This window comes from Nocardia sp. 149-1B (assembly GCF_057747975.1).
On record NZ_CM173233.1, the window covers coordinates 2,917,082 to 2,938,157 of the forward strand.

At 72.2% G+C, this 21,076-nt stretch carries 19 protein-coding genes, 1 tRNA gene and 1 pseudogene; 9 read left to right on the top strand and 12 right to left on the bottom strand.

All coding sequences use genetic code 11. The features are described from left to right. The first annotated feature begins 15 nt into the window (after positions 1 to 15). Both AC3ANS_RS13970 and AC3ANS_RS13975 read left to right on the top strand, forming a co-directional pair. Positions 16 to 771: a PIG-L deacetylase family protein gene (locus tag AC3ANS_RS13970; protein WP_488292191.1), complete on the top strand. Its 756-nt coding sequence runs from the start codon at positions 16 to 18 to the stop codon at positions 769 to 771. Positions 772 to 876: 105 nt separating this feature from the next. After that, positions 877 to 2,166: an Ig-like domain-containing protein gene (locus AC3ANS_RS13975; RefSeq protein ID WP_488292192.1), complete on the top strand. Its 1,290-nt coding sequence runs from the start codon at positions 877 to 879 to the stop codon at positions 2,164 to 2,166. A 190-nt stretch (positions 2,167 to 2,356) separates the two neighbouring features. Here AC3ANS_RS13975 and AC3ANS_RS13980 read toward each other — a convergent pair. The 5 genes and pseudogenes from AC3ANS_RS13980 to AC3ANS_RS14000 form a co-directional block, all read right to left on the bottom strand. Beyond that, a tRNA-Asn gene (locus AC3ANS_RS13980) sits at positions 2,357 to 2,429 on the bottom strand. A gap of 60 nt (positions 2,430 to 2,489) precedes the next feature. After that, positions 2,490 to 3,011, bottom strand: a complete 522-nt coding sequence (locus AC3ANS_RS13985; RefSeq protein ID WP_488292193.1) for a hypothetical protein — start codon at positions 3,009 to 3,011, stop codon at positions 2,490 to 2,492. Next, positions 3,008 to 5,248: a DNA primase gene (gene dnaG, locus AC3ANS_RS13990; RefSeq protein WP_488296500.1), complete on the bottom strand. Its 2,241-nt coding sequence runs from the start codon at positions 5,246 to 5,248 to the stop codon at positions 3,008 to 3,010. Before dnaG ends, AC3ANS_RS13985 begins: the two co-directional genes overlap by 4 nt. Before the next feature lie 384 nt (positions 5,249 to 5,632). Further along, positions 5,633 to 5,818 (bottom strand): annotated as a pseudogene (locus tag AC3ANS_RS13995) (CHC2 zinc finger domain-containing protein); the annotation flags it as partial. Positions 5,819 to 5,839: 21 nt separating this feature from the next. Continuing rightward, positions 5,840 to 6,754, bottom strand: coding sequence for a 2-hydroxyacid dehydrogenase (locus tag AC3ANS_RS14000; protein ID WP_488292194.1), 915 nt, complete (start codon positions 6,752 to 6,754; stop codon positions 5,840 to 5,842). A gap of 189 nt (positions 6,755 to 6,943) precedes the next feature. On the opposite strand from AC3ANS_RS14000, the gene AC3ANS_RS14005 reads away from it, so the two are divergent. The 3 genes from AC3ANS_RS14005 to AC3ANS_RS14015 all read left to right on the top strand — a co-directional run bounded on the left by AC3ANS_RS14005 (position 6,944) and on the right by AC3ANS_RS14015 (position 11,137). Beyond that, positions 6,944 to 7,840, top strand: coding sequence for a patatin-like phospholipase family protein (locus AC3ANS_RS14005; RefSeq protein ID WP_488292195.1), 897 nt, complete (start codon positions 6,944 to 6,946; stop codon positions 7,838 to 7,840). Between the two features lie 925 nt (positions 7,841 to 8,765). After that, complete coding sequence (locus AC3ANS_RS14010) at positions 8,766 to 10,010, top strand: HNH endonuclease signature motif containing protein (protein ID WP_488292196.1); 1,245 nt, start codon at positions 8,766 to 8,768, stop codon at positions 10,008 to 10,010. Positions 10,011 to 10,249: 239 nt separating this feature from the next. Further along, positions 10,250 to 11,137 (top strand): GNAT family N-acetyltransferase, encoded by an 888-nt coding sequence (locus AC3ANS_RS14015; RefSeq protein WP_488292197.1) that lies wholly within the window; start codon positions 10,250 to 10,252, stop codon positions 11,135 to 11,137. Positions 11,138 to 11,147: 10 nt separating this feature from the next. Here the strand turns inward: AC3ANS_RS14015 and AC3ANS_RS14020 are convergent, their stop codons facing one another. Together AC3ANS_RS14020 and AC3ANS_RS14025 are read right to left on the bottom strand one after the other, a co-directional pair. Next, entirely contained in the window at positions 11,148 to 11,702 is a 555-nt protein-coding gene (locus AC3ANS_RS14020; protein WP_488292198.1) for a chloramphenicol phosphotransferase CPT family protein, read from the bottom strand. Then, the gene (locus tag AC3ANS_RS14025; RefSeq protein ID WP_488292199.1) at positions 11,699 to 12,970 is read right to left on the bottom strand and encodes a deoxyguanosinetriphosphate triphosphohydrolase; all 1,272 of its coding nucleotides are present in this window, start codon (positions 12,968 to 12,970) and stop codon (positions 11,699 to 11,701) included. Before AC3ANS_RS14025 ends, AC3ANS_RS14020 begins: the two co-directional genes overlap by 4 nt. Before the next feature lie 129 nt (positions 12,971 to 13,099). Between AC3ANS_RS14025 and AC3ANS_RS14030 the strand changes: the two genes are divergently transcribed. Then, a complete protein-coding gene (locus tag AC3ANS_RS14030; protein WP_488292200.1) occupies positions 13,100 to 13,735 on the top strand; it encodes a RibD family protein in 636 nt (211 codons plus the stop codon). Next, positions 13,732 to 14,418: a HEAT repeat domain-containing protein gene (locus AC3ANS_RS14035; protein ID WP_488292201.1), complete on the top strand. Its 687-nt coding sequence runs from the start codon at positions 13,732 to 13,734 to the stop codon at positions 14,416 to 14,418. The genes AC3ANS_RS14030 and AC3ANS_RS14035 overlap by 4 nt, the downstream gene beginning before the upstream one ends. A 21-nt stretch (positions 14,419 to 14,439) precedes the next feature. Here AC3ANS_RS14035 and AC3ANS_RS14040 read toward each other — a convergent pair whose 3' ends face one another. The 5 genes from AC3ANS_RS14040 to AC3ANS_RS14060 all read right to left on the bottom strand — a co-directional run bounded on the left by AC3ANS_RS14040 (position 14,440) and on the right by AC3ANS_RS14060 (position 19,225). Then, positions 14,440 to 15,324, bottom strand: a complete 885-nt coding sequence (locus AC3ANS_RS14040) for a VldE C-terminal domain-containing protein (protein WP_488292202.1) — start codon at positions 15,322 to 15,324, stop codon at positions 14,440 to 14,442. 171 nt (positions 15,325 to 15,495) lie between these two features. Next, positions 15,496 to 16,644: a tRNA dihydrouridine synthase DusB gene (dusB, locus tag AC3ANS_RS14045; RefSeq protein WP_488292203.1), complete on the bottom strand. Its 1,149-nt coding sequence runs from the start codon at positions 16,642 to 16,644 to the stop codon at positions 15,496 to 15,498. A 42-nt stretch (positions 16,645 to 16,686) separates the two neighbouring features. Then, positions 16,687 to 17,406: a hypothetical protein gene (locus tag AC3ANS_RS14050; RefSeq protein ID WP_488292204.1), complete on the bottom strand. Its 720-nt coding sequence runs from the start codon at positions 17,404 to 17,406 to the stop codon at positions 16,687 to 16,689. A gap of 26 nt (positions 17,407 to 17,432) precedes the next feature. Then, complete coding sequence (locus tag AC3ANS_RS14055; RefSeq protein ID WP_488292205.1) at positions 17,433 to 18,845, bottom strand: glycine--tRNA ligase; 1,413 nt, start codon at positions 18,843 to 18,845, stop codon at positions 17,433 to 17,435. A 59-nt stretch (positions 18,846 to 18,904) separates the two neighbouring features. Beyond that, entirely contained in the window at positions 18,905 to 19,225 is a 321-nt protein-coding gene (locus tag AC3ANS_RS14060) for an antibiotic biosynthesis monooxygenase family protein (RefSeq protein WP_488292206.1), read from the bottom strand. Positions 19,226 to 19,286: 61 nt separating this feature from the next. Between AC3ANS_RS14060 and AC3ANS_RS14065 the strand changes: the two genes are divergently transcribed. Together AC3ANS_RS14065 and AC3ANS_RS14070 are read left to right on the top strand one after the other, a co-directional pair. After that, a complete protein-coding gene (locus tag AC3ANS_RS14065) occupies positions 19,287 to 20,201 on the top strand; it encodes a metal ABC transporter substrate-binding protein (RefSeq protein ID WP_488292207.1) in 915 nt (304 codons plus the stop codon). Then, positions 20,198 to 21,073: a metal ABC transporter ATP-binding protein gene (locus AC3ANS_RS14070; protein WP_488292208.1), complete on the top strand. Its 876-nt coding sequence runs from the start codon at positions 20,198 to 20,200 to the stop codon at positions 21,071 to 21,073. Before AC3ANS_RS14065 ends, AC3ANS_RS14070 begins: the two co-directional genes overlap by 4 nt. Positions 21,074 to 21,076: the final 3 nt, after the last annotated feature.

Here is a 21,076-nt window from a genome sequence, read left to right on the forward strand (position 1 = left end):
ACCTGGAGGTAGACCATGACCGAGCCGCTCGAGCCCCTGGAGCCGCTGACCGCGCTGCCGGAGGACTGGCAACGCGCGCTGTGCGTCGTCGCCCATCCCGACGACATGGAGTTCGGCGCCGCCGCGGCGGTCGCCCGCTGGACCGCGCAGGGCAAGGACGTGACCTACTGCATGGTGACCAGCGGCGAGGCCGGCATCGACGCCATGCATCCCGACCAGTGCCGCACGGTGCGCGAGGCCGAGCAGGTCGAGTCCGCGCGCATCGTCGGGGTCTCGGCCGTGGAGTTCCTGCACCAGCCCGACGGCGTGCTCGAGTACGGCGTCCCGCTGCGCCGCGAGATCGCCGGCGTCGTACGCCGCTTCCGGCCCGACATCGTGATCACCGGCAACTTCCGCGACACCTGGGGCGGGGTCAACCTCAACCAGGCCGACCACGTCGCGACCGGCCGGGCGGTGGTCGACGCGGTCCGCGACGCCGGCAACCGGTGGGTGTTCCCCGAGCAGCTCACGGACGACCTCGAGCCCTGGGGCGGCGTGCGGGCGGTGTGGGCCTTCGGCTCGCCGAGCTCCACCCACGCGGTCGACACCACCGACACCTTCGACGCCGGGGTCGCCTCCCTGGAGGCGCACCGCGCCTACATCGACGGCCTGGGCTGGGAGCACTTCGACTCCCGGGAGTTCCTCGAGGGCTTCGGCCGCCAGACCGGTCAGCGTCTCGGCACGACGTACGCCGCCGCCTTCGAGGTGTTCCCGATGGGCTGGGGCGAGTAGCGGGCGCCACGATCGGCTTCCGCCGTTCGGATGCCGCCACCGCCGCACACGCCCTAGCCTGAGATCCGCGCGCGACGCTCGGCCGCGCCGGACGACGGGGTCACCATGCAGCACCGACTCGCCCTCGGCGGGCTCCTCGCGACGCTCGTCTTCGCCGCGACGCAGGCGGGCGGTGGCGCCACGGCCGCGGCCGAGGAGGACCATGTGCCGGTGGCGGTCGACGACGCGCTGACCCTGTGGTCGGGCAGCCTCGAGGTCCCACTGGACCTGCTGGCCAACGACACCGACGCCGACGGCCAGCGCGACCTCGCGGTGTGCCGGATGCCCGTCTGGGACCGCGCCGTGGAGATCGAGAGCGGCGAGGACGGCCCGGGCTCCGTCGAGGTGACCGTCCGGCCCGGCGCCGAGGGCACCCACACGTTCGAGTACCGAGCCTGCGACTACTCCTACCTGGTGCCCGCAACCCTGTCGGTGACCCTGCGCCCGGTCGCGCAGACGACCGTCACGACCGTGCCGGGGCACCCCGACCAGGTCCGCGTCACCAATCCCGACCAGCACGGGATCTGGTTCCTGATGCCCCGCCCCGGCAGCGACGATCTCGTCGGCTACCTACGGATCGCCCCCGGGGCCTCGAAGGTCGTGACCCCGGGGTTTCACAACCTGGCGTGGTACTCGATGTTCGTGAGCGACGAGATCACGGTCATCGCCGGACGCGGGCGGGTGCACGGCCTCGAGCCCACCCCGCACGGTGTCGTCGCTCGCCGGGCCGGACCTGTTGTGGGCGGCGCCTGGGACGCCGTACGCCGGGCCGCGCACCAACCGCATTCGCCCGCGCGCGATGCGGACGGGTCGCCCGTGGACCCGACGACGGTGCCACCGCCGATCACCGCCGACGAGGAGGTCAGCTACTGGTCGGGCGGGTACGCCGACCTGGACGTCCTGGCCAACGACACCGACCCCAGCGGGGCGGCCCTCGACGTGTGCCGGGTCGGGCGCAGCACTCGAGCGGTCGGCGCCTTCGTCTACGAGGAGCCGGGATCGCTGCGGGTCGAGAGCCGCTACGGCGTCGACGGCACCTACGACCTGACCTACTACGCCTGCAACGACAGCCGGCTCACCCCGGGAACGATCCGGGTCCACCTGCGCAGCGCGCGGCTGCTCCGGGTCGGGCCGGCGCGTCGGGCCGGCTACCTGCGGATCGTGAACCCCAACCCCGTGACAGTCAGGGTCGATCTCGTGCAGTACACCACCGTGCGACGCGACCGCACCGTCCGGGTGCGACCGCACAGCGTGCGGGAGCTCGAGCCGAGGTGGCGGAACCTTCGGTGGTACGCCTCGATCGGCCCGGAGGGTGGGTACGCCGGCTGGGGGCTGGTGCGCCTGCCGCGCACCTGACCGGTTCGGTGTCCTCACCGCGAGCCTGTACGGACCCACGCCGGAGACGACCGGCTCCTCGGGCTCGACACCGACCACTGCCGGGCCGAGGTGCGCGAGTCGTGCGAGGGCCGCTGAGGGCACCGTGATCGGGGCGACAGCGCCGGGAAGCACGAAGGGCCCGTCCTCGCGGACCGGGCCCTTCTCTCTGCTCCCCCGGTTGGACTCGAACCAACGACATCCTGATTAACAGTCAAGCGCTCTGCCAACTGAGCTACAGGGGATCGGATGCAGCCCGCACAGGTTAGCAATCCGGCTGCGCGAGGGAAAATCGGCCTCGACGCTCAGATCGGGCCGACCTCCTGGATCGCCGCCCGCAGGGCGTCCTCGGCCAGACGCTGGACTTCGGGGTCGTCGGGGTCGACGCCCTCGTCGTACTCGTAGACCCACTGCACCGGCTGGTCGCCGCGGGGCGCGCGGCGGGCGATCACGCGCAGCCCACGGGCGCCGTCGACGGGGACGTGCCGCTGCAGCACGATGCTGGCGGTGACGCGTTCGCGGACCAGCTCGAGCAGCCGGCCGGGCTCCTCGATCGTGAACCGGTGCTCGGCGCGCTGCTCGCCCCAGCTGCCGACCTCTGTGACCCGCAGGACCGAGGTGTCGCGGTCCCAGTCGGCGGCCTCGATCTCCTCCCACGGGATGCGGACCGTCTCGCTGAGCTCGAAGGAGCGCCCTTCTCGTGAGCGCAGCAGGTAGAGCGCGTCGCGGGTGCCGCCGAGGTGGCCCTCGGCAGCGGCGGTGTCGGCGAGCAGCCGCTCGCCACGCTCGACTCGGATCGGTGGCCGCTCGCGACGGCGGAGCTTCACGCCGCGCCCCCCGCGAGGCGGTCGCGCAGTGCGCGGCGGTGGGCTTCCAGGGCGGCGAGCTCGCCGAACATCTTGTTGAACTCCTCCGGGTGCTCGACGGGGTTGGTGCGTTGCAGCTTGGACTTGATCTCCGCGATCCGGCGGGCCGCGGTGAGCTCGAGCAGCCGGAAGACGTGCACGGCGACGTACGCCGCGTCCGGGTCCTTCTTCAGTGGTTCGACCGCGAGCGCGCTGATCACCGACGACACGGCCGGGTCGGTGGCGGCGTCGCGCAACCGGCTGGCCCAGCTCGGGTCGCCGGCCCCGGCCCCGGGACCGCCGGCCGCGGCGACCAGCTCCCACACGGCGCGATAGGTCGGGTGGGTGAAGTCGTTGACGCCGATGTCGCCGGTGCTGCGGCCGATCGTCATCGGGTGCTGGATGACCAGCTGGAGCGTCTCGCGCTCGGTCGCGAACCGCGGGTCGCGCAGGTGGGGTACGGCGGAGCGCGGCGGCGGCTCGGTCGCCGCGGCGGGTGCGGATCCGGCCCGGCTGTCCTGGCTCGGCCGGCGATGCGCGGCCCGGCGGACCTCCGCCCGGGCCTCCTCGACGTCGAGCCCGATCATCCCGGCGAGCTCGCGGGCGAACGCGTCGACCTTGGACTTGTCGCGGATGCTCGAGACGAGGCGTGCACCTTCACGCAGCGCATCGACGCGGCCGTCGGCCCGGTCCAGGTCGTACTTGCCGACCACGTTGGTCAGCACGAAGCGGTAGAGCGGCACCCGCCGGGCGACGAGCTCGCGGACGGCGGCGTCGCCGCTCTTGATGCGCAGGTCGCAGGGGTCGAGGCCGTCCGGTTCGACGGCGACGTACGTCTGGGAGACGAAGTTCTGGTCGCCGCCGAAGGCCCGCAGCGCCGCCTTCTGCCCGGCTGCATCGCCGTCGAAGGTGAAGATCACCTCGCCGCGGAACTCCTCGTGGTCGTTGAGGAACCGGCGCAGCACCCGGGAGTGATCTTCCCCGAACGCCGTGCCGCAGGTCGCGACCGCGGTCGTCACGCCGGCCAGGTGGCAGGCCATCACGTCGGTGTAGCCCTCGACGATCACCGCCTGGGACGAGCGGCCGATGTCGCGGCGGGCCAGATCGAGGCCGTAGAGCACCTGGCTCTTCTTGTAGATCGGGGTCTCGGAGGTGTTGAGGTACTTGGCGTCGATGCGGTCGTCGTCGAAGATCCGGCGGGCGCCGAACCCGATGGTGTCGCCGCTCGCGTCGCGGATCGGCCACAGCAGCCGGCCGCGGAAGCGGTCGTAGCCCGAGGGTCCGACCAGGCCGCCGACGGTCATCTCTTCGTTGGTGAAGCCCTTCTGGCGCAGGAGGCTCTTCAGCGCGTCGCCGTCTCGGGGTGCGAACCCGATGCCGAAGTGCTCGGCGGCGCCCTGGTCGAACCCGCGCTCGCCGAGGAACTGCCGCGCGACGAGCGCGTCGGGGGTGGCGAGCTGCTCGGCGTAGAACGTCTGCGCGATCTGGTGGGCCTCGATCAGCCGGCGTCGCGGCGGCCCCTTGGGCCGCTCCTCGCGGACGTCGCCCTCCTCGCGGCGCAGCTGCACGCCGTACTTCTCGGCGAGCCGCTCGACCGACTCCCCGAACGTCAGGCCGTCGATCTTCATCAGGAACGTGATGACGTCCCCGCCTTCGCCGCAACCGAAGCAGTTGCCGGTGAGGATGTTGTCCTCCAGCGTGAACGCGTGGCCGTCTTCGACCTCCGCGCAGAAGACCTCCTCGATGCGATCGGTTGATTCCACCGCCTGGACGACCCAGCCACGTCGCGCGTACTTCTTCGTCGCCTCAGCGAACCGTCTGCGGTGCTCGTCGAGCAGGAAGAAGCTCTCGGTCAGGTCCTCGTTGGCGAAGTGGACCCGGTGCAGGTCCGTCGGTTCGGCACCCAGGCCGAGCCGCGACTGGGTGGTGATGCCGTAGGTCGCGATCCCGAGCCGGGTGCACACCCTGCGGACGAACTCGAGGTCCTCCCGACGCGCCGAGTTGAGCATCACCGTGCCATCAGCCGCCACGCAACCATCGGCCGCGAAGTACCCCGCCAGCCATCCGTACAGGTAGGAGACCGACTCGTCCGGGTCGGGCAGCTCCTTGAAGAACCGGGGCAGGTGATGGACCAGGAGATTGTCACCCGAGGCCGACGTGTGGCTGTTCGGGAACCACTTCAGCATCGCCAGGTCCTTGGGCGGACACAGCAGCGCCATGCTGCCCGTGCCCGAGCGGGTGCCGTCGCCGTAGGTGAAGCCGTGCGCGATCCCGAACGGCGACGGCGTGGTCCGCTGGATGCGAGAGCGAGGGAACGTCGACGCGAGCCGGTCGCCGGCCTTGAGGTCGACCGTGAGGACCTCGCGCCGCTTCGAGCGATCCTTCCCCGCGGCCACGAACCAGCGGTGACCGTCGGTGGCGAAGAGCTCCTTGCGCTGCCGGTTGCGCGTGACCACGATGCGGTGGAGTCGCTGCACGCCGTACGACTTGAACGGCGCCTCGACCCAGTCCCCGCGCGCGTTGAGGACGCGATGGGTGCCGCCGGCCAGCTCACTGATCGGCCGCGGGCCGTCCCAGGTCAGGACCCGGGTCTCGGCCGCCAGGCAGTGGAAGAATCCGCGACTCGGGTTGACGTTGAACGACGGGGACTTCTCGTCGTGGAACGGGCACAGGCCCTTCTGGGAGCCGCCGCCGGCGTTGCGCAGGGTGACGTACTGCGAGATGACGTCGTCGATGCGTGCCTTCTCGCGCACCGTCGCGATGTCGTCCTCGCGGATCCGCCCTGCCACGAGGCGGAGTCTATGCGTGGCCTAGTAGTCGCCCGACATGACGTTCCACAGCGGCTCACCGGCGGCGTACCGATGGAGCTGGTCGCGGACCAGCCGGTGGGCCCGCGGCCACATCGCGCTGCTCGCGCCGCCGACGTGCGGAGCGATCAGCAGGTTCGGTGCGTCCCAGAGCGCGTGGTCCTCCGGGAGCGGCTCGGGGTCGGTCACGTCGAGGGCGGCGTGGACCCTCCCCTCGTCGAGGGCGGCGACGAGCGCAGGGGTGTCGACGACCGCGCCGCGGGCGACGTTGACCAGCAGCGCGCCGTCCTTCATCGCGGCCAGGAACCCCGCGTCGACGAGGCCGCGGGTCTCGTCGGTGAGGGGTACGACGAGCACGACGACGTCCGCGTCCGGCAGGAGTGTCGGCAGCTCGTCGATGCCGTGGACGCCGTCGCGGGGGCGGCGGGCGACCCGGACGACCTCGACCTCGAACGGCTCCAGCCGGCGCTCGATCGCCTCCCCGATCGCGCCGTACCCCACCAACAGCACCCGCTTGTCGGCCAGCGCCGGACGCCAGCCCGGCACCCACGCGTGGCGGCCCTGAGCGCGCACGAAGTCGGGCACACCGCGCAGGCTGCTGAGGATCAGGGTGAGCGCGAGCTCGGCGGTGGAGGTGTCGTGGATGCCGCGTCCGTTGCACAGCGTGACGCCGTCCGGGATGCTCCCGCGGAGGTTGTCGACCCCGGCGGTCAGCGTCTGCACGACCTCGAGGCTCGTCATCAGCGGCAGCACCTCCCCCACCCGGCTGCCCACCTGGTACGGCGGCACGTAGAACCGGACCTCCCCGACCGTGTCGGGCACGTGGTCGGTGGGGTCCACGACCTCATAGCGCAGTCCGTCGGGCGGGTCGCCCAGCTCCGCGGGGTCGAACGGCATCCAGACCAGTCGCTCGCTCACGATCCGAGCCTAAGAGGTCGCCCTCGGGGCGGCCCGAGCGGTAGCGTGACCGCGATCGTGATCGACCGGCAGGAGGTGAGCCCCATGAACGCAACACCCGCAACGGGTGCTCCCCTGCAGTCCACGATCGCGCGGCCGAGGTAGTCGTCGCCGGGAGCGCCCTCCCTGAGCTCTCGAGAGGCGACTCCCATGAACGACACTTCTTCCTCCCTCCCCACGCGCCGCGCCCTGGTCCTCGGTGGCGGCGGCTCGACCGGCAACGCGTGGCTGATCGGCGTCGTCGCCGGCCTGTTCGAGGCCGGCCTCGACGTGACGACGCCCGACCTGGTCGTCGGGACCTCGGCCGGGTCGACGGCCGCGGTCCAGATCACCAGCGCGAGCCCGACCGACCTGCTCACCGACGCACTGGGCCCGGTGCGCCCGGAGCGCGCCGGCTCGGCACCGAGCGGCGCCGTGCCCAGCTGGGTAGCCGGCCAGCTGGAGCGCACCCGCGCGATCATCGCCGCCTCGACCGATCCGGAGGACCTGCGCCTCCGGTTGGGGGCCGCCGCACTGGAGATCGACGCCGAGACCGACAGCGTCGTGCACGAGCGCTGGCGCGCCACGGTCGCCGCCCGGCTGCCCAGCCAGGACTGGCCGGACCGCCTCGTGCGCATCACGGCGGTCGACGCGCGCACGGGCGCACCGGTGGTCTTCGACCGCGCCAGCGGGGTCGACCTGGCCGACGCCATCGCCGCGAGCTGCGCCAGCGCCCGGCCCCACGCCATCGGCGAGCACCGGTACATCGACGGCGGCTACCGGCGCAACGAGAACGCCGATCTGGCGGCCGGGTACGCCCGGGTCCTGGTGCTCTCCCCCTTCGGCGGTCGCACCCGCATGCCGTTGCCGTGGAACCAGCACCTGGCCGCCCAGGTCGACGAGCTGCGCGCCGGCGGCAGCCTGGTCGAGACGGTCTTCCCCGACCCCGACTCCGAGCACCTGTTCGGCGCCAACGCCATGAACGTCTCGCTCCGCCCCGACGCCGCCAGCGCCGGCCACCGCCAAGGCCTCACCGTCGCCCCCACGCTCGCCGAGTTCTGGGGCTGACCGCGGTGGTAGCCGTCGGTCGAGCTTGTCGAGGCCTCCGAAGCCCTCGTGCCTCGGTCCAGATGTACGCCGGCTGCGGGTCGGCGGTGGTCGATGTTCTTTGGCAGCAAAGCGGTACGGCGCCGCTTCGGCACGGGTCCGCCGCCGGCTTCCCGACCGCCTCCTCGAAGCACGGTGGTTGAGGTGCGAGCGCAGCGAGCCTCGAAACCACCGCAGCCCGAGCGCCCGCGTCGAGATGTGCATCGGCTTCAGGCCGATTGTGGTCGCCGTCGTTGGCAGCAAGGCGGGACAGGTCCGCCGCGGTCACGGCCTCCTCCCGGCCCCCTGACCGCCGCCTCCCCGCGCGGTGGTTTCGAGGCTCGTCGCTGGGGCTCCTCGCACCTCAACCACCGACCTCCGGTGGTTGAGGTGCGAGCGCAGCGAGCCTCGAAACCACCGCAGCCCAAGCGCCCGCGTCGAGATGTGCATCGGCTTCAGGCCGATTGTGGTCGCCGTCGTCGGCAGCAAAGCGGGACAGGTCCGCCGCGGCCACGGCCTCCTCCCGGCCCCCTGACCGCCGCCTCCCCGCGCGGTGGTTTCGAGGCTCGTCGCTGGGGCTCCTCGCACCTCAACCACCGACCTCCGGTGGTTGAGGTGCGAGCGCAGCGAGCCTCGAAACCACCGCAGCCCGAGCGCCCGCGTCGAGATGTGCATCGGCTTCAGGCCGATTGTGGTCGCCGTCGTCGGCAGCAAAGCGGGACAGGTCCGCCGCGGTCACGGCCTCCTCCCGGCCCCCTGACCGCCGCCCCGACGACGGTGGTTGAGGTGCGAGGGCCGCCAGGCCCGAGCCTCGAAACCACCCCGCCAGAACGAGTCAAATCCGATCCTTGACAACTCGAACACGTGTTCGGTAGACTGTCGCCACGACTTCATCTCGGGAGTGGCGATGACCGCACAAGCTCACCCTTCACACCGGGTCAGCCGCGCCGTCACCGAGATCTCCGACGCCCTCGACCAGATCGCCGATGCGTCCCTGTGGTCCATGGACGTCCACGAGACCGCCGCCACCGTCGTCGAGCTCACCCGGGTCGCCGCGCGGGTCACCGAGCTGCAGGCCCGCCTCGCCTCGCACGCCGGGTCCGTGGGTGTGGCGGAGCAGGTCGGCGCCACCTCGGTGCCGAACTGGTGGGCGCACCAGACCCGCCTCGCCCACGCCGAAGCCCACCGGATCACCAAGCTCGGCACCGGCCTCGACCAGCACCCCCTCGTGCACGCCGCGTTCAAGGCCGGCGCCGTGCTGCCCGACCAGGCAGCCGTGATCATCCACGCCGTCGACGAGCTCCCCGACCACGTCGAACCAGACCTCCGGGACCGGGCAGAAGCGCACCTCATCGATGAAGCAGCCCACTACAACGCCAAAGAGCTCGCCAACCTCGGCCAAGGACTCCTCCACGTCATCGACCCCGAAGCAGCCGACGCCCACCAAGCGAAACTGCTCTTGCGCGAGGAACGCGAAGCAGCCATGGCGACCCGGCTCACCATGACCGACAACGGCGACGGCCTGACCCACGGGCGGTTCACCCTCCCGACCGCGCAGGCCGAGGCCTTCAAGAAGCAGCTCCTTGCCATCGCCGCACCCAAGCACCGCACCGCCGTCGACGGGCACCTCGGGGAACGCAAGCCCGGACCGCAGCGCATGGGACAAGCCCTCGTGGAGTGGATCGAGCGCTACCCCGCCAACAAGCTCCCGAACACCGGCGGAGTGTCCGCCACCGTGGTCGTCACCATCCCCATCGACACGTTGCAGGGCGGGCTCAAGCCCGGGGTCCTCGACACCGGTGCCGTGATCTCCCCCGGCCAAGCCCGACGCCTCGCCTGCGAAGCAGGGATCATCCCCGCCGTCCTCGGCGGCGCCTCCGAGGTCCTCGACCTCGGCCGCACCCGCCGCTTCCACTCCAAAGCCCAGAGGATCGCGATCGCACTGCGCGACAAAGGCTGCACCGCCGACCACTGCGACTGGCCACCCGGCATGACCCAGACCCACCACGACCCACCCTGGGCCACCGGCGGAACGACCGACATCACCCACGCCCGGCTCTACTGCCCCCACCACCACGCCCGAGCCCACGACCCCAACTACGAGACCACCCTGCTCCCCAACGGCAAGGTCGCCTTCACCCGGAGGACATAGACCGAAAGCCCCCCGCCGGTCGAGCAGCGAGCGCCAGCGAGCGCCCTCGAGCGCCCTCGAGACCCCCGCAACCCACCACCCCAACCACAGTGCGGGGACCTCGACAAGCTCGATCACCGGAACCACACGCCCGCCCGCCAGCCGCCCGAACACCGCCACCCCGCGCAGGCCATCGGGCGCCATCGCTCGCGACGCACAAACCGCTTGCCCGCAGCGCCGCGTCGTGACTTGATCGGCCGGTGGGCATCGAGATGGCGACCCCGGACGTCGCGGGCCTGAGCCGGGCGGCGACGGTGCTGCGCGAGTGGCAGGTCGACCGGGCGCCGATGCAGCTGCACCCGGGCGACCTCGGGTTCCACTGGCGCGACGGGGCGGAGCGTACGGCGGCCGACGTGCGGGTGTGGTCCCGCGAGGACCGGATCGTGGCCATCGGGCTGCTCGATGCGCCGCAGCTGCTGCGGATGGCCATGGCGCCCGATGTCCAGGACGACGCCGCGCTCGTCGGGCGCGTCCTCGCCGACATCGTCGAGCCCGACAGCGGGGTGCTCGCGGCCGGCAAGGCGATCGTCGAGGCGCGGTGCGGTCCGCTGCTGCGCCAGTCGCTGGTCGACCTGGGGTGGCAGGACGACGAGCCCTGGAGCCCGCTGCACCGCGACCTCGCCGACCCCGTCCCAGCGTGCGGCCTCCGGGTCGAGACGATCGGTCCGGACGGCGCGGACGAGTGGCAGGCGCTGCACTGGTCGTCGTTCCGCGGCACGGCCATGACCGACGAGGGCCGCCGGCGGGCGCGGGAGCGCTGGTTCAACATGGCCGGGAGCACGCCATACGCCGAGGCGCGATGCCTCACGGGGTACGACGAGCACGGTGAGGCGGTCGCGATCGCGGGCGTCTGGTCCGCCGGCACCGACCGACCCGGGCTGCTCGAGCCCATCGGGGTGCCGGCCGCGCACCGGGACCGCGGTCACGGCAGGGCGATCACCCTCGCTGCCGCCGCGGCGCTGCGGGAGATGGGCGCCTCCAGCGCGGTCGTGTGCACGCCGAGCGCCAACGTCGGCGCGGTCGCGACCTACGCCTCGGCTGGCTTCGAGCGGTTCCCGGAGGCGCGGGACCTTCAACGAGACGGCTGAGCGCGCAGGATCAGCGGCGGGCCGCTCGGAGCCGCTCGAATGCCTTGGGCGAGGTCACAGTCTCCAGCGCCGCGAGCACCTCACGGGCGCATGCCTCGGCACTCGAGCTCGTCGTGTCGACCAAGATGTCGCTGTCCTCGAGCACCTGCGGCTGCGACTGCGCCAGCCCGATCGGGCGATCGCCCCGAGCACGCTCACGCCGGTCGAGCTCCGTGGGCGAGCACCGCACCTCGACGAGCGTCACGTCGTAGCCCTCGAGCACGTCGAGGAGGTCCGCCAGGCGCCACGGCTCGCTCAGCGGGTAGTCCATGACGACGTCGTTGCCTGCGGATGCGAGCGCGGCGACGGCCCGGTGGTAGCCGAGCCGGGTGCGTCGCAGCATCGCGTCGACCTCTGCGTCGTCGAGGGCTCGGGTGTGATGCGTCGAGCGCATCGCCCCCAACGCGTCGATCGGGAAGTGGAACCACGGGTCCGGGAGCAGGCCGAGGAGCGCCCGAGCGATGCTGCCCTTGCCCACGCTCGACGGCCCGCTGAGCAGGATCACCCGCCCGCGCCGCTCGGTCATCGGCTGCGCAACGCGTGGTGCCAGGCAACCGCACTGGCGTCGGTGAGCGAGGCGACCTGGTCGATGACGACCCGGAGCCGGGCGGCGTCGTCGGTGGCGGCGCGCCAGTCGTCGGCGAACGGGCGCTCGAGGGCGTCGGGGCCGCGGTGGGCGAGCACGGCGACCAGCTCGGCCAGCAGCTCGCGCTGGTGGACCATGGCGGTCACCCGGTCGTCGGCCTGCATCACGTAGTGGGCGGCGATGCCCTTGAGCACGGCCATCTCGAGGCGGGTGCGCTCGGGGACGACCAGGTCCGCGGCGTAGCGGACGAACGGCCCGCTGCTCGCCGCGAACGTCGCGTGCTGCACCGCACCGCAGAAGCGGCCGATCAGGTCGCTGGTGAGGTTCTTCAGCGCGGCCAGCGAGCGACGGGTGCCGTCGTACGCCGCCTCCGGCCAGCTGCTGACCCCGCGCATCCCGGCGAGCGTCTCTGAGAGGACGTCGTCGGTGGCGGTGGGGAGGTACCAGTCGCGCACGGTCTCCCACACGGCGGCCTCGTCGAGCCGGGTGAGGTCGACGCGCTGGGCGACGACGCCGTCCTCGATGTCGTGCACGGAGTAGGCGACGTCGTCGGCGAGGTCCATGACCTGAGCCTCCAGGCACTGGCGGGTGCCGACCGCGCCGCGGCGCATCCAGTCGAAGACCGGTCGGTCGTCGTCGTAGACGCCGAACTTCACGACCAGCCGCGGAGAGCCGTCGGCGTGCACGCCCTGGGGCTCGTCCGCGTCGGCGCGCGGCCAGGGGTACTTCGTGCAGGCGTCGAGCGTGGCGCGGGTGAGGTTGAGCCCGACCGAGCGGCCGGACGCGTCGACGGTCTTCGCCTCCAGCCGGGTCAGCAGGCGCAGCGTCTGGGCGTTGCCCTCGAAGCCGCCGCAGGTCTCCCCCAGCTCGGCCAGCACCCGCTCGCCGTTGTGGCCGAACGGCGGATGACCCAGGTCGTGGGCCAGCGCGGCGGTCTCGGCGATGTCGGGCTGGCTGCCCAGCGCCCTCGACAGGTCGCGGGCCACCTGGGCCACCTCGAGGCTGTGCGTGAGCCGGTTGCGCACGAAGTCGTCGCTCTGCGGCCCGACCACCTGGGTCTTGGCCGCGAGACGCCGCGACGCCGCGGCGTGCACGAGGCGGGCGCGGTCGCGCTCGAACGGCGTGCGCACGGGCGCGTCCACCCGCTTGGGCGGCTCCTCGACCAGGCGCTCGCGCGCGGTGTCGTCGTACAGCTCCAGGTGATCCATCGCTGGAGACTCTAGGACGCGCCGGCCCCAGCCCAGGACCGGACCCAGCGCTCGACCGGGCCCAAGGTCCTGACCAGGAGGTGTAGGGAGCCCCTGCCCCGCCGCCACCCGCCGCCCTAGCGTCGGGGCATGCCAGCCGACCGGCCCTACGTCGTCGCGCACCTCGCGGTCTCCGCCGACGGCGCGACGACGGGGTTCGCAGCCGACGTGGACGCCTACTACGCGCTGATCTCGACCTGGAAGGAGGACGTGACGCTCACCGGGGCGGACACGATCCTCGCCCAGGAGGGCTCGCTCGGCGAGACCGGACCGGGACCCTCCCCCGGCGCGCCACTCCTCGCGGTGGTCGACTCCCGGTCCCGCGTGCACTCCTGGGCCGCGTTGCGGGCGAGCGGGTTCTGGCGCGGGGTGCTCGCGGTGCGCACTGAGCAGTCGCCGCCCGACCCCGGCGTCGTCTCCCTGGTGGCCGGACGGGACCGCGTGGACCTGGGCGCCGCCCTGACCACGCTCGCCGACGACGGCGCGGCCACGGTGCGAGTGGACAGCGGCGGCCAACTGGTGCGCGCGATGCTCGCCGGCGGTCTCGTCGACGAGCTGAGCCTGCTCGTCCACCCCTGTGTGGTGGGTGCCGGTACGCCGGTCCCGTGGACCTCGAGCGGCCCCCTCGACCTCGAGCTGATGGAGCAGCAGCGCTGCGCCGACGAGCTGGTCTGGCTGCGCTACCGCGTGCGAAGCGACCTCCCCATCGAAGGAGAACTCCCGTGAACCGGATCGACGAGTACCGGGCCGACCTCGGCCGCATCGACCGCTCCTCGTGGCCGGCGTACCTCGACCGGCACTCCAACCTCCCCGGACCGCGGGGCAACATCGAGCTCGCCCTGGCGCTCGCCGACCTCGCCGACACCGCGCTGGACGACGAGCTGATCGCCAGCGGCGACGAGTTCCGGACGTTCTGCGGCGTGCTCGGGCTCGGCTCCACCGCGAGCGACCCGGCGGTGCTCGGCCGCCTGCGTGAGCTCGCTGCCGACGAGCGATGGCGGGTCCGCGAGGCCGTGGCGATGGCCCTCCAGCGGCTCGGCGACCTCAACCTGCCCGCCCTGGAGATGATCGTGCTCGACTGGGCGGCCGACCCGCACCCGCTGGTGCAGCGCGCGGCCGCGGCGGCCATCTGCGAGCCTCGGCTGCTCGTCGGCCCGGCGGCGGCCGCGGTCGCGATCGAGGTGTGCCGGCGTACGACGTCCTCGCTGGCCGCCCGTCCGGCCGAGACCCGGCGCGACACCGACGTGCGGACCCTGCGGCAGGGCCTCGGCTACTGCTGGAGCGTCGCGGTCGCCGCCGACCCGGCCCAGGGGCTGCCGGCGTTCTGGGCGCTGGACGAGTCCGACCCCGACGTGGCCTGGATCGTGCGCGAGAACCTCAAGAAGACCCGACTCACCCGGTTGCTGTGAGCGCCCGTCCCGCCCGGCCGGTCAGCCGTTGGTGGCGACGTGCACGTGGTCGTAGTGGTCGGCCGTCGCCGAGCCGCGTGAGGGGATCGAGCGCCATCCCTCACTGGCGCGCACCGGCGTCCAGATGTGCTGGCGCCAGAGGATGTCGTAGAGGTTGAGCTCCGAGGCGTGCGCCTGGAGGAACTCCGCGATCGCGTTGCCGAGCGCCACGTCGCTGGTCATGATGTCCAGCGCGCGGCCGGAGGCGTGCTCACCGTGCGCGTCCCAGCCGCCGTACGACGTGATCTGCGGGAAGGCGTGGCACACCGAGCGGTAGACGTAGACGGCGTCGGACGTGAGGCCGTTCTCGACGCTCGGGTCGGGACACGGGGCCATCGAGAGCCCGGCGGCCGCGGCCACCGGCTTGTCCGGCGAGAGGTAGCCGGCGGTCACCCAGCGCGACTTGCCCTGCCAGACGATCTCGACCCGGCCCGCTTCGGAGCGGCCGGTGACGAGCACCTGCTTGCCTGCCTCGAGCTCGCCGACCTCGGTGGCGTCGGCGCCGGACGTGGTCCACAGGTTGAGCACCGTGGTGGTCCAGAGCTTGGTGTGGGCGTCCGACGCGGCACGTGCGGTCGCGGCGCGCTGGCGGTCGAGCACGACCGACTTGCGCAGCTCGACCGGAGCCACCCGGGACCCGGAACGAGACAGCACCGGCGGCCGATCGGCCGCGGACAGGGGCGACGCGGCGGCGGCGACGTCGCTCGTGGCGTCCTGCGAGACCAGGTCGCGCGCCTCCGGGTTGCTGACGAGCACGCCGAGCGTGACCGCCGAGGCGGTCGCCAGGACGGCGAGCGGAGCAGCGACGACGGCTGCTCGGGGCGTGCGGCGGGCATTGGTTTCCCGCTTGTGGCGATGCTCTGCCACAGCGCTGATCCTTTGCTGTTGCTTGACGGGGGGCTGTCCGCCTCGACCGACCCCCCGAAAGGTCACGAAAAGGCAACGACCGCTCGAGTCAACCACACCCAAAGTCGACTGTCCCAATCTTCAATCAACCCGCAGGGCGTGTTCCCTGTCACGGCCTGACGCGGGGGCCAGTCACCCGCCGGTGGTCTCGTCCGCGTCTTCCTGGAGGTGGCTGCCGCTGCCGTCGGAGTCGTCCAGCCAGCCCTCCGGCAGCGCGACCCGGTCGCGCGGTGAGCCCTGGCGCCCGCGCGGAGCGCCCAGCTCGCGCACCGGGAACGGCTCGTCCGGGTCGAGGTCATCCAGCAGGCGCTCGAGCGCCGCGAGGCTGTCGACGAGGCCCAGCGAGCGGCGCATCTCCCCGCCGGCGCCGAAGCCCTTGAGGTACCACGTGACGTGCTTGCGGAACTCCTTGCAGCCCCGCTCCTCCCCCAGGTGGTGGCAGAGCAGCTCCGCGTGGCGGCGCATCATCGCGGCCACCTCGCCGAGCCGGGGCAGCGTGGCGACCTGCTCGCCCGCGAACGCCGCGGCCAGGTCGCGGAACAGCCACGGCCGCCCCAGGCAGCCCCGCCCGACCACCACGCCCGCGACCCCGGTCTGCTCGACCATCCGCAGGGCGTCGGCGGCCTCCCAGATGTCGCCGTTGCCGAGCACCGGGATGTCGACGTGCGAGACCAGCTCGCCGATCGCGTCCCAGTCGGCCGCACCGGAGTAGGCCTGCGCGACGGTCCGCCCGTGCAGCGCGATCGCGGCGCAGCCCGACTCCTGGGCGATCCGCCCGGCGTCGAGGTAGGTCAGGTGGTCCCCGTCGATGCCCTTGCGGGTCTTCATCGTCACCGGCACGTCGTACGGCGTGGCCGCGGCGACGGCTGCCTCCAGGATCTCGGCGAGCAGCCCCCGCTTCCACGGCAGCGCACCGCCGCCGCCCTTGCGGGTCACCTTGGGCACCGGGCAGCCGAAGTTGAGGTCGATGTGCGCCACGCCGTACTCCGCGCAGAGGATCTCGGCCGCCTTGCCGACGTAGACCGGGTCGCTGCCGTAGAGCTGGACCGACCGGATCGTCTCCAGCTCGTCGAAGACCAGCATGTCCATCGTGTGCTGGTCGCGCTCGACCAGGCCGCGGCTGGTGATCATCTCGCAGACGTACAGGCCGGCGCCCTGCTCGGCACACAGGCGCCGGTAAGCAGCGTTGGTGATGCCCGCCATCGGAGCGAGCACGACGGGCGTGTCGACGTGCAGCGACCCGAGGGTCAGGCCCGAGGGCAGCGGGACGGACGGCGACATGTCGCCATTGTCCAAGGCGCGCCGAGCCCTCCCAAATCGCGCTCAGCCGCCGCGCGTGCCGCCCTTGCCCGCCTTGGTGCCGCCCTTGGTGGCGCCGCCGGCCTTCGGGGGCACGTACTTCTCGATGTCACCCGACCAGGTGATCGGGTTGAACGTCTCCTCGGGACGGAAGCTCACCGCGACCAGGTCGCCGTGGTCGGGCGCGAGGTAGACCAGGCACACCTGGGCCACGTCGCCGGGCCCGAACTTGTCCGGCAGCGGCGTGCTCGGGCACGGCTTGAAGGAGCTCGCGAACGGGGTCGGCTCCAGCAGCACGTTGTCCTCGTTGACGACGTAGAGCGGCACCTCGCGGCCGCCGAGGCCGGTGTCGCCGACGTTCTTGACCCGCGCCCGCACGTAGTAGGGGGTGGAGGCCTTCTGCGCGTCGCTGAGCTGCCACGCGGAGAAGTCCTTGATCGAGGCCTTCTCCAGACGCGTCACCTGGATGTCGAGGACACCCACCAGGTCTTGGCGCGGCTGGTAGGCGACGACCGCGTGGTCGCCCACGTTCAGCTGGCTGCCCGGGTCGGTCAGCTCGACCCCGTCGGGGACCGGGAGGTACGGCGGCCCGATGCTGACCGAGGTCGGCGAACCGCCGCTGCCCGGAGAGGACTCGGGCGCGCCGTCGCTGCCGTCGGAGGAGGAGCAGCCGGCGAGCGCGAGGACCCCGGCCAGGGCAGCAGCGGCCAGAGCGGTGCCGGCCGTCGTGGGGACCCGGATCATGCGGTCATTGTGCACGCGCACGGGAGTCAGCAGCCGATGAAACGCTCGGCGAAGTACGCGCTGATCCGGTCGAGCCCGACCCGCTCCTGCTGCATCGTGTCGCGCTCGCGGACCGTGACCGCGAGGTCGTCGAGCGTCTCGAAGTCGACCGTCACGCAGTACGGCGTACCGATCTCGTCCTGGCGGCGGTAGCGGCGGCCGATCGCGCCGGAGTCGTCGAAGTCGACGTTCCAGCCCGCCCGGCGCAGCTCCATCGCGAGGTCCTTGGCCTTGGGCGAGAGGTCGGCGTTGCGCGAGAGCGGCAGCACCGCGACCTTGACGGGCGCCAGGCGCGGGTCGAGGCGCAGCACGGTGCGCTTGTCGACGCCGCCCTTGGTGTTGGGCGCCTCGTCCTCGGTGTAGGCGTCGACCAGGAACGTCATCAGGCTGCGCGACAGGCCGGCAGCGGGCTCGATGACGTAGGGCATGTAGCGCTCGTTGTTGGCCTGGTCGAAGTACGACAGGTCCTGCCCCGAGTGCTTGGAGTGCGTGGTCAGGTCGAAGTCGGTGCGGTTGGCGATGCCCTCGAGCTCGCCCCACTCCGAGCCGGCGAACCGGAAGCGGTACTCGATGTCGACGGTCCGCGTGGAGTAGTGGCTGAGCTTCTCCTGCGGGTGCTCGTAGTGGCGCAGGTTGTCGGCGTCGATGCCGAGGTCGACGTACCAGCGCGTGCGCTCGTCGATCCAGTACTGGTGCCACTCCTTGTCCTCGCCCGGCTTGACGAAGAACTCCATCTCCATCTGCTCGAACTCGCGGGTGCGGAAGATGAAGTTGCCCGGCGTGATCTCGTTGCGGAAGCTCTTGCCGATCTGGGCGATGCCGAACGGCGGCTTCTGGCGGCTCGAGGTCACCACGTTCGCGAAGTTCACGAAGATGCCCTGAGCGGTCTCGGGACGCAGGTAGTGCAGGCCGGTCTCGTCCTCGACCACACCGAGGTAGGTCTTCAGCAGGCCGGAGAACTGGCGCGGCTCGGTCCAGGCGCCACGGGTGCCGCAGTTGGGGCACGCCACCGTCGTCAGGTCGACGTCGTCGGGGTTGACCTCGTGGCCGTCCTTGGACTTCTTCTCCGCGACCTCCTCCTGGAGGTGGTCGGCACGGAAGCGCTTGTGGCACGACTGGCACTCGGTCAGCGGGTCGGTGAACGTGTCGACGTGGCCGCTGGCCTCCCACACGGGGCGCGGCAGGATGATCGAGGAGTCGAGGCCGACCATGTCGTCACGCATGGTGACCATGGACTTCCACCACTGGCGCTTGATGTTCTCCTTGAGCTCGACCCCGAGCGGGCCGTAGTCCCAGGCGGAGCGGGTGCCGCCGTAGATCTCGCCGCACGGGTAGACGAAGCCCCGGCGCTTGGCGAGGGAGACGACGTGGTCGACGGTGGACGGCGGGGGCTTGGCCACGATGGAACTCCTGGTTCTCGGCCGGCTGGCTGCCGGTCAGGGGTTGATGCTCGGAACGGTCAGCCTAACGACCGCGGCGCCGCGACATTGAGGGTGGTGCCCGGCTCGGCAGCCTCGTAGGCCGACGGCTCCTCCAGGGCTCGGCTCAGCACGACGACCGCGTGCAGCTTCACGTCGTAGGTCGACAGCGCGCGGCGATAGCTCCCGACGTCGGCCCACCGGGTGGTCAGCACCCAGAGCTCCGGGTCGTCGACGTTGCGGCCGATCTCGCCGCCGGCGTACCCCCGGCACGCGGCGAGCGTCCGGTGCGCGGTGCCGAGGTCCTCGCGGAAGGACTCGCCCTCGGACAGCGGCACGCGGAACCTGTTCACGACCAGCACACGTCGATCCTACGCGGCGTCGAGTTGACAACCGTTCTCAACTAGTCTGAGAATGATTCTCATGAAGAGACCCGCCGTCGCGACCCTGGCCGCCCTGTCCCTCAGCGCCGTGTCCCTGAGCGGCTGCGCCGCGTTCTCGAGCGACAGCGGCGGCCCCGTCTCCTCCGCCGACGGGGTCCGGGTCGCGGCGGCGTTCTACCCCCTCGCCTACGTCGCGGAGCGGGTCGGCGGCGACGACGTGTCGGTCACCAACCTGACCGCCCCCGGCGGCGAGCCCCACGACCTCGAACCGTCGGTCGAGGTGACCGCGGAGATCACCGAGGCGAACCTGGTGGTCTACGAGCACGGCTTCCAGCCGGCCGTCGACGCCGCGGTCGAGGAGAACGCCCGCGGCGACGTCCTCGATGCCGCCGGCGTCGTGGACCTGGTGCCGTTCCGAGACCACGGCGTCGACTCCGACGAGCTCGACCCGCACTTCTGGCAGGACCCGCTGCTCCTGGCCGACGTCGGCGACGCCGTCGCCGAGCAGCTGGCCGACGTCGACCCCGAGCACGCCGCGGACTACCGCGCCAACGCCGCCGACCTGCGCGACGACCTCGAGCAGCTCGACCAGGAGTACACCTCCGGTCTGGCCCAGTGCGAGCGGAGCACGGTCGTCGTCAGCCACGACGCGTTCGGCTACCTGCAGCGCTACGGCATCGACATGGAGGCGATCCTCGGCCTCTCCCCCGAGTCCGAGCCGACGCCCGCCGACCTCGCCCGGCTGCAGGAGCTGATCCACGACGACGGGGTCACCACGGTGTTCTCCGAGTCGATCGTGAGCCCCAAGGCCGCCGAGGCCCTGGCCCGGCAGACCGGCGCGAAGAGCGAGGTGCTGGACCCGATCGAGGGGTTGACCGACCGCACCGCGGACGAGGACTACCTTTCCCTCATGCGTGCGAACCTCTCCTCCCTCGAGGAGGCGAACGGCTGTTGAGCGAGCACGCCTCCGACCTTCCCCACCCGGTCGTCGAGCTGACCGACGGCGCGGTCGCGATCGCGGGCCGGCCGATCCTGCGCGGCATCGACCTGACCGTCCGGCGCGGCGAGTTCGTGGCCCTGATGGGCGCCAACGGCTCGGGGAAGTCCACTCTGGTGCGCGCGCTCACCGGCCTGCACCCGCTGGCCGCGGGGAGCCTGCGGCTGTTCGGCACGGCGTACGACGACTTCCACGACTGGGGCCGCGTCGGCTACGTGCCCCAGCGCGGGAGCGCCGCCTCCGGCATCCCCGCCTCCGTGTGGGAGGTCGTCGCCTCGGGCCGGCTGACCCACCGTCGGCTGTTCCGCCCGCTCGGGCGGCGCGACCGGGCCGCGATCACCGACGCCCTCGAGGTCGTCGGCCTGGCCGACCGGGCCGGCGACGGCGTCTCGACGCTCTCGGGCGGCCAGCAGCAGCGGGTGCTGATCGCCCGGGCCCTGGCTGCCGAGCCGGACCTGTTCTTCCTCGACGAGCCGACCGCCGGCGTCGACCTGCCCAACCAGCAGGTGCTCGCCGACAGCCTCGAGACCCTGTCGCGGCGCGGCGCGACGATCGTGCTGGTCGCCCACGAGCTCGGGCCGATGGCCCCGCTGATCGACCGGGCGGTGGTCATGCGCGACGGGCGGGTCACCTACGACGGTCCGCCGCTCACGCATCACCAGGTCCATCACCTGGATCCAGACCACGGTCACGGCAGCACCGACCTGGCGATGGTGCACGTGGACCACGTCGACCAGGGACACGGCCACCACCACGACGACCCCGCACGCCACGACCACGCACCCCACGTCGCGTCACCGCTGGACGGCACGGCAGGGGGCCACTCATGAGTG